Here is a 14,287-nt window from a genome sequence, read left to right on the forward strand (position 1 = left end):
GCGTCTGCTCATCGATCCCCCGCAGCCCGCCTCCACCTGCCGCGAAAACTGCGGCGATTCTAACCTGATTGCCAGGCTGCGGTGAACGCACGCAAGCCTGTGCCGTTCGCAACATGAAGAGTCCCCCTTCAATTGCCGCCCCTTCCATGTGAGAATGTCCGCATAGAACCCAACCCGGCATTGAATCATGGACAACCTGCTCGAAGTCGACAACCTGCACCACGCCTACGGCGAACGCGCGGTGCTGAAAGGCATCAATCTCACCATCCCGCGCGGCAAGGTCGTCGGCATCATGGGCGCCAGCGGCAGCGGCAAATCCACCTTGCTGCGCCACTTCACCGGCCAGCTGCACCCTTCCAGGGGCAGCGTCAAATTCATGGGGCAGGTGCTGCACGAACTCAGCAACGACGAGCTGTACAAGCTACGCCTCAAGATGGGCATGATGTTCCAGGTCAGCGGCCTGTTCACCGACCTGTCGGTATACGAGAACATGGCCTTTCCGTTGCGCGAGAACACCAACCTGCCGGAAGAGGTGATCCGCGACCTGGTATTGATGAAGCTGCAGGCCGTCGGCCTGCGCAACGCCCACAAGCTGATGCCGAGCCAGCTTTCCGGCGGCATGGAACGCCGCGTCGCCATGGCCCGGGCGACCGCCACCGACCCCGCGCTGATCATCTACGACGAGCCCTTTGCCGGACTCGACCCGATCTCCCTCAGCACCATCGCCAACCTGATCCGCAAGCTGAACGATGCGCTCGGCATCTCATCCGTGGTGGTGACCTACGACCTGGCGGAATCGCTGAAGATCGTCGACTACATCTATTTCATCCACGACGGCGTCGTGGTGGCGGAGGGCGAAACGAGCGAGATGATCGGCTCGCAAGACCCGTTCGTGCGCCAGTTCCTGCACGCCCAGCCGGACGGCCCGGTGCCCTTCCACTATCCCAGCAAACCGTACCCGGACGAATTGATCGGCAAAGGCTGACGCGCCGCATCGACGCAGCGCGCCCTGCTACCTGCAATCCTGCGGCAGGTAACGCCTGTCGATCTGCTCGCTCATGCAGCGCCAGCTCAAATGGTCACCTCCCGCCAGCGTGGGCACGAACCTGAGCGACCGGTCCTCGATCGCCTTGTTTCCCTGCATCGTGATGGAAATCGTGCCGGTCTGGCGATCGATGGTCACTGCCTTCACCGCAGGCGGCAACGATGCCATGAAATTGGCCGCATCCAGGTTGCTCGGGGTCGAGCGATACTGGTCGAAATAACTGTCGACATAGGCCGTTGCCGCCCGGCCTACCGGCATCGCCTGGGCCATGCGCGCCCTCGCCGTGTAATCCTGGTAAGCGGGAATGGCGATGGCCGCCAGCATCCCGATGACGGCAATGCCGACGACGACCAGGATGACGACATACGCTGCGCGGCTCGTACCGCCCTTGCCGGCCAGCTCGCCCAACTGCCTCTGCGTGCCTTGCGTCGTCGCACGCACCGCCGCGATGGTCTTCTGACAGTGCTTGTAATACAGCCCGTTCGCATACATCGGGATCACGATAAAGGCCGCGGCCAGATAACCGAAATAGCCCAGGCTGACCACGAAACCGACCGCGCCGCCGGCCACCGCCCCCACGATCCAGAACACGAGCCACAGCGCGTAAGGCAGCAGGAAGTAGATCGCGGCGAGCCCCCACATCTTGCGGTAGAGCAGCCAGTAGAAGGTCACCAGAAAAGCCGGCCAGTTCCAGGTCGGGCTGATCTTTCTTTCGTCATCGAAACGGAGAAAACGGTCCAGGTAATAGTCCTGGTTGGCGGGACCGATAACGGCCTTGTAATACTCCTCATCGCTTGCCGGTCCGTCATCATTCGCACGCGGCGCGGCTGCAGCCTGACTGGTCGACGCAAGCGCCGCACCGCACTTGATACAGAACTTCGCAGCATCGTCATTCGAACTTCCACACTCGGGACAAAACATGATTCCCTCCTATCAGACTCGAAAACCGGATAACGGCAGACTATCGCGTTGTTTCCCCTATTCGCCGACCGCCGCGATCTGCTGCGCCCAGGCCAGCGCCTCGATCATCAGGCCGGCCACCTCGGCTGCGTCCACGTCGCATTGCGCCGCAGCGGCAGCCATCTCGCCCTCCCCCGATTCGACCGCAACCGCCAGCATCAGCGCATCGCGCATCGCGCCGGGCTCGCCCCGAAGTGCCGCAGCCACGGCTTCCGGCAGCGCCACCTGTTTCAGCACCTGGTCCAGCGGCTGCGCCAGCATGACGTTCATCAGCGAGAACAGGCCGGCCAGGAACAGCTGGTCGGCATGCGCGGGCACCCGCCCTTTCCCGGCCAGCGTCTCCATGAAGCGCCCGCGCGTCAGCGCCTGCTCGCGCAACACGTTCTCGTGGTAACCGGGCTTCTTGCTGTCGAACAGCAGCAGCGACAGCCAGCGGTAGAAGCGGTCGCGTCCGAGCAACAGCAGCGCCTGCTGGATCTCGTTGATCTTCTGCTGCAGGCCAATACCGGGCGAATTGATATAACGCAGCAGCTTGAAGGTCAGGATAGGATCGGTGCGCAGGCACTCCGCGATGGCATCGAACTCGGCACCGGACCGTATCATCTCCAGCGCCTGGAACACCCGCAGGTAATCGACATCGCTCTTCGTCGGATGCCAGTTCTCGCGGCTGGAAACGAACGGCCCCATGAAGTAATCGAAGCGGCGCTCAAAACAGTATTTGAAATCGTCCGCCGTCTGCAACCGGCTGGCGATCAGCTTCTGCCCGGCATTGGCGGCACGCAGTTCGGCGATCATCGCCTTCAGCTGGATGCCGTCGAGCAAAGCGGGGTCGATCTCGATAAAGTCGGCCCGGTGCAGGAATTCGGCATATTCGGGGCGCGGCTGGTTGATCGACCAGCCGTGCCTGAAGCCCAGCGCTTCGATATGCGCCAGGCTGGCGCGTAACTCGATCCGGTCGATCTCGGCGATGGGCCGCGGTGCGATCATGATCACCGTGTTCGGGTTGGCCAGCGCCGCCAGTTGCGGACTCTTCAGCGACTCCGCCGACAGGCGGATGAAAGCGCTGCGTTCGCCCAGCAACGACGACACGCCGAGCGGCGCCAGATTGTTCAGCATGACATCGTCATACACGCGCCGTATCACCGCGCTCTTGTCCATCATGCGCGACTGCACGCTCTGCCCCAAGGCGAACTCGTAACCCGCGATGCGCTCGTTGCGGTCGAGGATCGCCTCGCGGCAGATGAAGGACGAATGTTTGTGTACGTTCTCTTTTGAAGCCTCCGGCGCGGGGCGCAGCGGCGCCACGGCGTTCAGCTGCTGGAAGGAATCCTGCGGCGTAGGCTCCTTCGGCGAGCCTCCCAGCATGCGGCGTATCGATTCGAGCATCGGCTGTCTTCCTCTGCGGTATGGGCTGGAACCGACCCGTTAATCCTTTTTAGCGCCCGGTTCGCCCGGCTGTGCCCGGCACATCGCACCGACCTTGTCCAGGGCGCCCGCCAGCCTTGCCGCATCGTCCGGGGAATTGATCAGGTAAAGTATGCGGATCTTGTCCCTGGCCGGCGTACCCATGATGGTATCCCTTGGATATCCGTACTCGTCCGCGATCCAGTAATCGTCGTTCGGTCCGTCCAGGGCGACAAACGAACGGTCCGTCGTATATTTCGAATAGTCGCCCTTGATCCGGATGGCCACCGAGATGCCGATGTTGTTGCCGGCCTTGTTCTTCGGCTCTTCAAAATAGATCGCCTCGCCGCCGAGATCGCCCGCCTTGGAAGACACCTTGCCCATCGAGCCGAACGCATCGCGGCCGACAGTGCGGAAATCGACCGCGGAATCGATCTTGAAATCCTTCAACGAAGTGATGAGATTGCCGAACTCGATGTGCAGCTTCTCTTCCACCACCAGGCGGCATCCGTCGAACCTTGCCGTCCGCTCCAGGCTCTCCGGCACCTTGCGTGCCGTTGCCGGCAGGCCCTTGTCCAATATATCCACCACCACCTTCTGCGCCTGATCGAGATTGAGATCGCCGATCGGTGGCAGCGGCGCTGCACTTTCTTTCACCGCTGCGGCTGCAGGCGCAGGTGCGGCCGCTGGTACAGGCGCAGGCACGGCGGCCGGAACCGCTGCTGAATCGGCCGGCGTAACCACCGCGTTCACCGGCGTCCCGCCTTCCATCGCGCAAGCCGCGGCCGGCAACGGCACCAGCGAACCGCCCTTGAGCCGGCAATATATCGCCGCATCCGCCTTGGCGCCCAACGGCGCAAGTGCCAACAACATCAAAATCGCGGAACGCGTCATCTTCATCAACATGCTGGAACTCCCTGAGTCTTGTTCATTGTGATTGACCGGAATGATGCTGGTTGCCCGGCCCTTTGTTTCCCCGCACCAGGCTCAATAACGCCCTTGCGTCTTGTTGATGTAGTTCGCCAGTTGCCGGGTCTCCTGGTTCATGCGCGACAGGTTGGCATGGGTCACGCGGAACAGCGCACGCATCACCAGGAAGGCCACGCGTGGGGCGGAATCGAGCAACGATTCGAAGTCGGCCGGGGCCAGCGTATAGACGGTGGAATCGCCCACGGCACGCAGCGTCGCCTTGCGCGGCGACTGCTCGACGAAGGCGCGGGTACCGGCGCACTCGCCTTCCTTCATGGTATAGACCACCTGCTCCGTCCCATCGGCATCCTTGCTGATCACGGTAAGCCTGCCTGCGGCCAGGATGAACAGGGTCTGATCGGCCTCGCCCTCCCTCACCAGCAACTCGCCATCCTTCAAGCGGCGCACTCCCATCTTCGCCGCCAGCAGCTTGGCCTTCTCCTCCGTCAGCTCGCTTCCCACCGTTGAATTCCGGACCACCTTGTAATCTGCGACTTCGCTCATCACTCAATTCCTCCTCTTCATGTTAATCGGTGAAACAATTGATGCGACATTCAATATCAGGCCATCATGCCGGCGCAATGCTGCACGCATTATCCTTGAGTCTCAGGCATTTTGGCGACCCGCGGAAAGAACTTTTTCATTATCTCATCAGCGCTTCTGCTTCAACACCGTCTTCACCATCTTCCCGAACGCCTTGTCCTTCTTGCGCTTGTCCACGTAAGACATCTCGTTGAAATCGGACTCGGCCTTGAGCTTCAGGTAGCTCCGGTAGTGCTCCGCATTCAGCTCGCCGCTTTCGATCGCCTTGCGGATCGCGCAGCCCGGTTCGTTGCCGTGGCTGCAATCGGCGAAACGGCACTGCGAGGCAAGCGCCTTGATGTCGGCAAAGCTGTCGTCCAGCCCTTCGCCCGCGCTCAGGATTCCCAGCTCGCGCATCCCCGGCATGTCGATCAGTAGCGCGCCGTTGTCCAGCGCAACCAGGTGGCGGCGCGTGGTGGTGTGCCTGCCTTCGCCCGTGCCGCTGACTGCGCCGGTTTCCAGCACATCATGGCCTGACAGCTGGTTGATCAGCGTGGTCTTGCCCACGCCCGACGAGCCGAGCAGGCAATAGGTCTTGCCCGGCAGCATGAGCTGCTTCACCTGCTCCACCCCCTCGCCCGTCACATTGCTGAGCGCGAGGATACGGGCCGTGATGCCTGCCGCCCGGATGTTGGCGAGCATGCGCTCCAGCTCCGCCGCGCCGACCAGATCCGTCTTGGTCAGCAGCACCACCGGCTCGATCTGCCCCTCGTTGACCATCACCAGGTAGCGCTCCAGCCTGCGCACATTGAAATCGAAATGGCACGACTGCACGATGAACGCCACATCGATGTTCGCCGCGATCATCTGGAAATCGATGTTCTTGCCGGGAGACTTGCGCCGCAGGAAAGACCGCCTGGGCACCACATCATGGATGCTCGCATGCGACTCCGCATCGTGGTACTGCACGCACACCCAATCGCCCACGCAAGGCATATCCAGCGAGGAGGCGGCGGCATGCAGGAACTTGCCCGTCAGCTCGGCAGGCACTTCGCCGTGTTCATTGCGGACGACATAGCGACCGCGATCCACTGCAGTCACCCGGGCCAGGCACAGGCCTGCCCCGCACAGCCGGCTTGCCTGCTTTTCAAACCAATCATCCAGACCGAGTTCGATCAATTCCATGGTGAGTTCGCCCCGTGATTCAGGAAAGCACATCGCGCTTGCGGTCGATATGAGCTGGCCCCATGCGATGCCCCCGCCAATTCTAGGACAATTCGGCCCGGTCTCTTGTGTTTCACCATTGGCCGGCGATAAAAACTGATAGCATTGCCTGTCAAAACCAACTGACGCAACATCGCCAGAATCAACCATCAGCGTAGCAAACATGAACCACACCCCGGAAAACAAATGCGCCTCCTGCAAAGGCGCAACCTGCTGCACCTACATTACCCAGCCGATCAGCACCCCGCGCACCAAAAAGGATTTCTCGAACCTGCTCTGGCAAGTGTCGCACCGGGGCGTCCACGCCTTCCGCGATGAAGGCACCTGGTACCTGCTGTTCGATAGCCGCTGCACCCACCTGCAGGCGGACGGCCGCTGCGGCATCTACGACACCCGCCCCCACATCTGCCGCAAGCACAGCAACGACTATTGCGAGTTCGATGCCCCGCGCGAAGAAGGTTTCGAACTGCACTTCCAGAATTACGACGAATTGCTGGAATACTGCAAAAAGAAATTCAAGCACTGGGACAAGGCAAAGAGCAGCGAAGGATCAGGAAAGAAAGGCAAGAAGAAGAAACATTAGCCGGAGTTTTGCCAACATAATGGGCAAGGCTCCCAATCAAATGGGGCCGGACGAATCCACCCCACTCATCCCCGGTGCAGGGAAGAAAGGCAGTGCCATCGCATGAATGAAACCGCCTGGCGGGACCTTGTGTTGCTGTCGCTTTGCTGGCTGGCGTACTTCGCCCTGCACTCCGCATTGGCATCGCTGGCGGTGAAGCGCCGGGTTGCCGCCGCCTGGCCCAGGCTGATGCCGTATTACCGGCTGACCTTCAACCTGCTGGCATCGCTGCTGATCCTGCCGATCCTGTGGCTCACCTACCGCGATCCGGGGCCGCTGTTGTGGCGCTGGCAGGGCGCCGCAGCGTGGCTGACAAACGTACTGGCGCTGGCCGCGCTGCTCGGCTTCTGGCTGAGTCTCAAGAGCTACGACATGCAGGAATTCCTCGGCCTGCGCCAGTTGCGGCTCGACGTCCGCAAGGTCGAGGATCAGGAGCACTTCCACCTCTCCCCGTTCCACCGCCACGTGCGGCACCCCTGGTATTTCTTCGGCCTGGTGCTGGTGTGGACGCGCGACATGAACGCGACGACGCTGTTATCGAGCGTGTTCATCACGCTGTATTTCATCATCGGATCGCGGCTGGAAGAGCAGAAACTGCTGGCCTATCACGGCGACACTTACCGCCGCTACATGGCGCGCGTACCCGGCCTGATACCGCTGCCGTGGAAATCGCTCACGGCCGAGGAAGCCGAGGCGCTGTTGAATACGCATGCTGCGGATTAATGCAGTCTGAGCCTTCAAGCACCTATTCCAGCGCACCCTGCCAGAGCATGTCGTAACCCAGCTCCTTGCTCTCGACACACAGCCTGGCCAAGGCCGCGAATTTGTCCTTGAATGCCTTGTCGGCATGCGACCGTTCATGCTCCTCGAAAGACTTCCAGTAGGTCACGATCGCAATGTGCTTTTCCGCCGATCTGGAATCGCTCAACGAGCCTTCGTCCGAAACAAAACCCGAGAACTCGTAAACCTGGCCGGCGATGAAGCCGCCCTTGTCGCCGCCGTAAGTGTCTTTCACCACATTGCACATCTCGGCCAGCGCCAGCTCGACATCCTCGAAAGCCACACCGGGTTTGATCGTGACCGTATTGAAAAGCATCTTCGCCCCAAAAGGGATAGTGACAGGTGAGTACATGATGGACCTCCTGTTGAAGTGGATCAGGTCAAAAGGTAACTCTCAAACCAACCCCATGAGTTGCACTGTGTACCTGTGCAGATATTCATTCAACCCTATTGCCTGCGGTGCTTCTGCGACCCTGAGTATCAAGCGATCAGACCACGGTTGCGCACTACCGTTCCTGAAACGCGAGCTGCTCCCGATCATTCCCAAAGAAAAATCGCCCTTGCGGGCGATGAGTAAAACAATTGCGATGCGACTGCATTGGCTCGCGATCACTTCCCTGCCGGTACCGGCTTGGGTTGCGGTTTCTTGCCCTTTGATTCTTTCCTCTTGTCTTTGCTTCCCATGATGATCACTCCTTGGTTATTGATTGACTCCGACCCACTGCAAACAATTCTACTCTGCCACCTTTCACACTGGCTCCCCGCCCTATTCTCGAGTATCCCAATCGCCTACTTGTTAAATTTACGTCAAATAATGTATTTTTAATATATGTTTTAAGGGCGAATTAATTTAGCATTCCCCTGCCGCTGTAAAAGAACCGTCAACGGCAAATCAAATCAATTTTTATCTATGGAGAGTATGGCAATGGGAAGCTTCGGGGTAGTGATATTTGTGTTTTTACCATTCATTCTTTTGGCTTTGATGATTCTGCTGGCCGGCAAACCACAACCAGCCGTAGCATCCGGGCAATCCATCTATCAACAGCTCGGCGGCGAAGCAGCGGTTAATGCTGCGGTCGACATCTTCTACCGCAAGGTCCTGAAAGATGCGCGTATCAGCCATTTCTTTGCTGGTGTCGACATGGACAAGCAAGCAGCCAAACAAAAAGCTTTCCTGACCATGGCATTCGGCGGTCCGCACAAATACACCGGGGAAGACATGCGCCGTGGCCATGCGCACCTGGTCAAGCAGGGCCTGAACGATTCCCATTTCGACGCAGTGATGGAGCACCTGGGCGGCACGCTCAAGGAACTTAACGTGCCCGGACACCTGATCGCCCAGTGCGCCGCGATCGCCGAAAGCACACGCAAGGATGTTCTCGGCAAGTAATGAACGCCGGCACGCCGGTGCGCAGCAACTCGGCCGAAAGCGATTTGATCCCACAAGAGGACAACGTACACGTCGAGCAGAGGTTGCAAATTAAAAGCGGCTTGAGGAATCCACCTCAAGCCGCTTTTTTATCGGCGCTACAGGAGCATGACTCAGTGACGCAAGGTGCAACAAGCGTAGCGCATTGCACCAGAAAGCTTTCATGCGGCGCAATGCCCGTTGGTTATTGCGCCCTACGCGGGCTGTAGCCCCCGATTATTCTCGTTTAATGAGACGCCTCTGAATCTTACTAGTTATTGTCTGGCTCTCATGAGAATAAATAGCTTCAAACGTTCCCAAAGAACCCCGAGAATTTTTTGCAACTATTAACTCAACAAGTCCCTTCCCGATGCTATCTGGAAAATACTGACCATCTTGATAAACAAAGATCACCACATCTAGATCTTCGTTTAATACCGCCCACTCCCCTAGGTCTTTTAGTACGGGACGCTTATTCGGCCTAACCGACGGATCAACCTCTAAACCCATTGCAACGATTATTGGTATCTTATTTTTCCTAGCATAGCGCCCAAGCTGGGTTAGCAGATCAGCTTTCTTGCCGCCAGTAACGTTATCAAAATGATCAATGATGACCAGATCACATTTGTCATTTCTTACGGCGAACTCATCTATCGCTCGAATAAGCTCGTTAATATCTATAGATGATTGCTCAATAAAGCCAATTTCGGCGTCATTAGCCAGACCTAAAGCATGGGTTAGTTTTGACCAATCTTCATCCAAGAGCTCGCCTCTTTGCATAGCTCGAACTGATATACCCCCAATAGCTGCACACAAGCGTCTTGCAATTTCCTCTTGAGTTTTTCGTAAAGTGACCACCAGACCAGCATGATGTTTATTAACGAATACTTCATGCATTATTCGAACCAACAGAGCCAAACGATCCATCACCGGCGCAGCCGAAATACAAATCAAATCTCCAGGATGTATACCGTCAATTACTTGATCTAGATTGCTTAATCCAGAAGAGTACCCCCCAACCTTTAATTCATTCCCATATCTAACCTCAATCTTTTCAACCAGTGAAGTCAAGGCGGAAGACATATTTGAAATATGGATTGCCCGATGTGCACGGTCTTCTTTTTTTAGTTCAGTAATTGCAGCACGAATTCCTTTTACCACACCCAGCCACGCCGCATCCCTATCCCTGCTTGATGCTATAGGTGTAGCATCTTTCGGTAACGCTTGAATTCTCCCCAATGGCGTCGAAAGCCAATCAACTGAACGAACCACTATTGGTATAACTATGGCGGTCCCTTCGGTATGCCTTTCCAGCGCGCTTGCAACTTCTTTCTCAATGCAATATTCAGAGGCAACGAAGTCTGGACTAATGAGAAAAATGTAAATATCAGCGGTTTCTAGTGCAGCCTCAATTTTCCTTTCCCATTCCTGCCCGGGAATAATTTCCCTATCATGCCAAGTATCAATTAGCTCTTCTCTCTTCAGCGTTGATAGGTGTTTTTCGAGTTCAGCCAAATATTCCTCGTCCTTATGGCTATAGCTAATAAACAAGCTAAGAGGAGTCATATCGAGCTCACCGGAATTTGATTAACGACTAATCGGCTTATACCGAATCCGCTTAGGCTTCGCGCCCTCTTCACCCAAACGCTTCCTCTTGTCCGCCTCATATTCCTGATAGTTACCATCAAAGAACGTCCACTTCGAATCGCCTTCGCAGGCCAAGATGTGGGTGGCGATGCGGTCGAGGAACCAGCGGTCGTGGGAGATGACCATCACGCTGCCGGCGAATTCGAGCAGCGCATCTTCCAGCGCGCGCAGGGTTTCCACGTCGAGGTCGTTGGAGGGTTCGTCGAGCAGCAGCACGTTGCCGCCGGAGATGAGGGTTTGCGCCAGGTGCAGGCGGCCGCGTTCACCGCCGGAGAGCTGGCCGACGATCTTGCCCTGATCCGCGCCCTTGAAGTTGAAGCGACCGATGTAGGCGCGCGCCGGGGTTTCGTATTTGCCGACAGTGAGGATGTCATTGCCGCCGGAGATGGCGTCGAACACGGTCTTGTCGTTGTCCAGCCCCTCGCGCGATTGGTCGACGAAGGCGATCTTTACGGTGGAGCCGATCTTCACGGTGCCGCTGTCCGGTTGTTCCTTGCCGGTGATCATGCGGAACAGTGTCGATTTACCCGCGCCGTTGGGGCCGATGATGCCGACGATGGCGCCGGGCGGGATCTTGAAGCTGAGGTTGTCGATCAGCAGGCGGTCGCCATAGGCTTTGCTCACGCCGTCGAATTCGATGACATCGTTGCCCAGGCGTTCACCGGCCGGGATGAAGATCTCCTGCGTTTCGTTGCGTTTCTGGTATTCGGTGTTGGAGAGCTCTTCGAAGCGGGCCAGACGCGCCTTGGACTTGGCCTGACGCGCCTTGGGATTCTGGCGCACCCATTCCAGTTCCTGCTTCATCGCTTTCATGTGCGCGTCGATCTGCTTGTTCTCCTGCTCCAGGCGCGCTTCCTTCTGCTCCAGCCAGCTGGAGTAGTTGCCCTTCCAAGGGATGCCGTGGCCGCGGTCGAGTTCGAGGATCCATTCGGCGGCGTTGTCGAGGAAGTAGCGGTCGTGGGTGACGGCGACCACGGTGCCGGGGAAGCGCACCAGGAATTGTTCCAGCCATTCCACCGATTCGGCATCGAGGTGGTTGGTGGGTTCGTCCAGCAGCAGCATGTCGGGCTTTTCCAGCAGCAGCTTGCACAGCGCCACGCGGCGCTTCTCGCCACCGGAAAGGTTCTTGATCACGGCATCCCACTCGGGCAGGCGCAGCGCATCGGCGGCGATGTCCATCTGGTGTTGCGCATCGGAACCGCCTGCGGCGATGATGTTCTCGAGGCGTGCCTGCTCGGCGGCGAGCGCGTCGAAGTCGGCGTCCGGCTCGGCATAGGCGGCGTATACGGCGTCCAGCTTGGCTTGCGCTTCCATCACCTCGCCCAGCGCGGACTCCACTTCCTGGCGCACGGTCTTGGCGGGGTCGAGCTGCGGTTCCTGCGGCAGGTAGCCGATCTTGATGTTGGGCAGGTGCTGCACCTCGCCGTCGAATTCCTTGTCCTGCAACGCCATGATGCGCAGCACGGTGGATTTGCCCGAGCCGTTCAGGCCCAGCAGGCCGATCTTGGCGCCGGGAAAGAAGCTGAGGGAGATATCCTTGATGATCTGACGCTTGGGAGGAACGATCTTGCTCACGCGGAGCATGGACATTACATATTGACCTTGTGCCATTTTATTGCGCTTTCTTGGGTGTGGAACATGAAGGGGCGTAGCTTACCGTAAAGCCGCTGCGCAGGCACTAGCGCGCCCGCACAAACGGCCCGCATGAATATGCCCCAGCCAACAGTCGGTTACGCCAGCCGCCCCGGAAACGCCGGCGCCAAAGAAAACTCCGGGCAGATTTTTTTGGTTATCATGCGAGGAAAACCATGGCGCGACGGGCCGGCAGGCCGCACCGGATGCCGCCTGCCGCAGCCACCCGGCCACCTTGCGGACGACCAACGGGGAGAAAGATGCAGGATCGTACCGACGCAAATTCGATGGCGAACATCCTCGCCGGCAAGAAAGACACCTTCGAGAGCGAATACATCCGCTTCGATGCGCTGTCGGCACTGGTCATCGACGACATCGGTGCGATGCGCCATGCGCTGCGCTCGCAGTTGCAATGGATGGGCATGAATTCGATCAAGTGCGTGGCCGATGCCCAGGAAGCGCTGGAGCAGATCCAGGCCAACCGCTACGACCTGATCCTGTGCGACTACAACCTCAACAAGACCACCTCCGGACAGCATTTCCTGGAATACCTGCGGAGCGAGCGCCTGCTCGGTGCCAAGACGATCTTCGTGATGGTGACGGCGGAGGCCGAGTACGCCTACGTCGCCAATGCGGTGGAGTTCGCGCCGGACGATTACATCCTGAAGCCCTGCCCCGAGAAGAAGCTGCGTGCGCGGCTGGAACGCCTGTTCGACCGCCGCAACTTCCTGCTGCCCGCGCTTACCGCGATGGACGACGGGAATTACCTGCAGGTGGTCAGCGAATGCGACCGGCTGGTGACGCTGGTGTCGAACGAACGCTGGCTGCTGGCCGCACTCAAGCTGAAGGCGGAGGCGCTGCTCGCGCTGAACGACACCACCGACCTGCTCAAGACCTACGAACAGGCCCTGGCCATGCGTGACAACGTGCCGTGGGTGAAGATCGGCATCGCGCGTGCGCGCATGCTGCTGAACGAACCGGAAGCTGCCGAAGAGATGGCCCGGCAGATCGTTGCCGACAACCCGAGCTACGTCGCGGCCTACGAGTTGCTGGCCGAGATCAGGCGCATGCAGAAGGACGAGGAAGGCGCCTACCAGCTGATGGAGCAGTCGGCCAGGATACTGCCCACCGCGAAGCGTTTCCGCTCCAACGCCGAATCGGCCTTCCTGCTGGGCAAGCTGGACGAGGCGAAGAAGTATGCCGAATCGGCGATCAGGCTGTCGAACGGCTCCATCACCGAGCGCCCCGATGATTACCTGTCGCTGGCGCATATCCAGATCGACCTGGGCGACCCGCAGGGCGCCATCCACACGCTGGAAAAGAGCGCGCGCAGGTTCGAGGAGAAAGGCGCATTCGGCATCTCCAGGAATGCCATCCTGGCGCAGGCCTATTTCGATACGGGAGACAAGGCGGCGGCGAAGAGATTGCTGGAGCGCTCGCAGCGCTTGCTGACGCCGGAGAGCGGCAGTTCCGCCCTGAACCTGATCGGCAAGGCGGCCTTCAAGATGGGGGACTCCGTCCTCGGGCTGAAGATGCTGACGCAGGCGGTGCAATCGAGCGGCCTGGAGCGGGAGCGCATCGCGCGCCATGTCACCAAGTCGATGCTCGACACCGGACAGCACGACAAGATCGAGGAAGTCATCGATGCCGGACAGCGGCGGGTACTGGCGCTGGTGGACGAGGCGCGCAAGGCGATGCATGTGGCGCAATTCGACACCGCCTACCGCAAGGTGCTCGATGCGCTGGCCATCCAGAACGACAACATCGAGGCGTTGTTCGCCGCGGCGCAGCTCCACCTGCTGTGGCTGAAGCAGGAAGGCCTCGATGCCGAGGTGCAGGAACGCGCCAAGAACTATCTGGCGATACTGGACAAGCTGGTGCCGCACAACGAGAAGGTGATGGGCTTTTACCGTTTTTACGACCAGTTGACGGGGGCATGAGGGTGCCACCGATCACCGAATTTTTGCGCGCGCCCTTTGCGGTTTGTCATTCCGGCGCGGGCTGCAATGCAGTCTTTTCAATCAACTGGACACCGGCCTGCGCCGGTGTGACGAAGTTGATCGACGATTACCTG

At 58.9% G+C, this 14,287-nt stretch carries 14 protein-coding genes; 6 read left to right on the top strand and 8 right to left on the bottom strand.

Annotated features, from left to right (window positions below; translation table 11 throughout):
• Positions 1–187 precede the first annotated feature (187 nt).
• Positions 188–985, top strand: a complete 798-nt coding sequence (locus L6418_RS08535) for an ABC transporter ATP-binding protein (protein ID WP_237246502.1) — start codon at positions 188–190, stop codon at positions 983–985.
• 27 nt (positions 986–1,012) lie between these two features.
• Here L6418_RS08535 and L6418_RS08540 read toward each other — a convergent pair whose 3' ends face one another.
• The 5 genes from L6418_RS08540 to rsgA form a co-directional block, all read right to left on the bottom strand.
• The gene (locus L6418_RS08540; protein ID WP_237246503.1) at positions 1,013–1,966 is read right to left on the bottom strand and encodes a pilin; all 954 of its coding nucleotides are present in this window, start codon (positions 1,964–1,966) and stop codon (positions 1,013–1,015) included.
• A gap of 57 nt (positions 1,967–2,023) precedes the next feature.
• Complete coding sequence (locus L6418_RS08545; RefSeq protein WP_237246504.1) at positions 2,024–3,391, bottom strand: EAL and HDOD domain-containing protein; 1,368 nt, start codon at positions 3,389–3,391, stop codon at positions 2,024–2,026.
• Positions 3,392–3,430: 39 nt separating this feature from the next.
• Complete coding sequence (locus L6418_RS08550; protein ID WP_237246505.1) at positions 3,431–4,315, bottom strand: hypothetical protein; 885 nt, start codon at positions 4,313–4,315, stop codon at positions 3,431–3,433.
• An 81-nt stretch (positions 4,316–4,396) separates the two neighbouring features.
• Complete coding sequence (locus L6418_RS08555) at positions 4,397–4,882, bottom strand: Crp/Fnr family transcriptional regulator (RefSeq protein ID WP_237246506.1); 486 nt, start codon at positions 4,880–4,882, stop codon at positions 4,397–4,399.
• A gap of 147 nt (positions 4,883–5,029) precedes the next feature.
• Entirely contained in the window at positions 5,030–6,085 is a 1,056-nt protein-coding gene (gene rsgA / locus L6418_RS08560) for a ribosome small subunit-dependent GTPase A (protein WP_237246507.1), read from the bottom strand.
• 202 nt (positions 6,086–6,287) lie between these two features.
• Between rsgA and L6418_RS08565 the strand changes: the two genes are divergently transcribed.
• Together L6418_RS08565 and L6418_RS08570 are read left to right on the top strand one after the other, a co-directional pair.
• On the top strand, positions 6,288–6,707 hold the full coding sequence (locus tag L6418_RS08565) for a YkgJ family cysteine cluster protein (protein ID WP_237246508.1): 420 nt from the start codon (positions 6,288–6,290) through the stop codon (positions 6,705–6,707).
• 102 nt (positions 6,708–6,809) lie between these two features.
• Positions 6,810–7,469: an isoprenylcysteine carboxylmethyltransferase family protein gene (locus L6418_RS08570; RefSeq protein ID WP_237246509.1), complete on the top strand. Its 660-nt coding sequence runs from the start codon at positions 6,810–6,812 to the stop codon at positions 7,467–7,469.
• A 22-nt stretch (positions 7,470–7,491) separates the two neighbouring features.
• Here the strand turns inward: L6418_RS08570 and L6418_RS08575 are convergent, their stop codons facing one another.
• Positions 7,492–7,878 (bottom strand): hypothetical protein, encoded by a 387-nt coding sequence (locus tag L6418_RS08575; protein WP_237246510.1) that lies wholly within the window; start codon positions 7,876–7,878, stop codon positions 7,492–7,494.
• On the opposite strand from L6418_RS08575, the gene L6418_RS08580 reads away from it, so the two are divergent.
• Together L6418_RS08580 and L6418_RS08585 are read left to right on the top strand one after the other, a co-directional pair.
• The gene (locus L6418_RS08580; protein WP_237246511.1) at positions 7,877–8,212 is read left to right on the top strand and encodes a hypothetical protein; all 336 of its coding nucleotides are present in this window, start codon (positions 7,877–7,879) and stop codon (positions 8,210–8,212) included. The genes L6418_RS08575 and L6418_RS08580 overlap by 2 nt on opposite strands.
• A gap of 233 nt (positions 8,213–8,445) precedes the next feature.
• A complete protein-coding gene (locus tag L6418_RS08585; protein ID WP_237246512.1) occupies positions 8,446–8,916 on the top strand; it encodes a group 1 truncated hemoglobin in 471 nt (156 codons plus the stop codon).
• 255 nt (positions 8,917–9,171) lie between these two features.
• Here the strand turns inward: L6418_RS08585 and L6418_RS08590 are convergent, their stop codons facing one another.
• Positions 9,172–10,500, bottom strand: a complete 1,329-nt coding sequence (locus L6418_RS08590) for a DnaB-like helicase C-terminal domain-containing protein (protein WP_269807800.1) — start codon at positions 10,498–10,500, stop codon at positions 9,172–9,174.
• Positions 10,501–10,521: 21 nt separating this feature from the next.
• Complete coding sequence (ettA, locus tag L6418_RS08595; protein WP_269807801.1) at positions 10,522–12,192, bottom strand: energy-dependent translational throttle protein EttA; 1,671 nt, start codon at positions 12,190–12,192, stop codon at positions 10,522–10,524.
• 281 nt (positions 12,193–12,473) lie between these two features.
• On the opposite strand from ettA, the gene L6418_RS08600 reads away from it, so the two are divergent.
• Complete coding sequence (locus L6418_RS08600) at positions 12,474–14,153, top strand: response regulator (protein ID WP_237246515.1); 1,680 nt, start codon at positions 12,474–12,476, stop codon at positions 14,151–14,153.
• The last annotated feature ends 134 nt before the right edge of the window (positions 14,154–14,287 follow it).

It is taken from the genome of Sideroxyarcus emersonii (genome assembly GCF_021654335.1).
Classification (GTDB): domain Bacteria; phylum Pseudomonadota; class Gammaproteobacteria; order Burkholderiales; family Gallionellaceae; genus Sideroxyarcus; species Sideroxyarcus emersonii.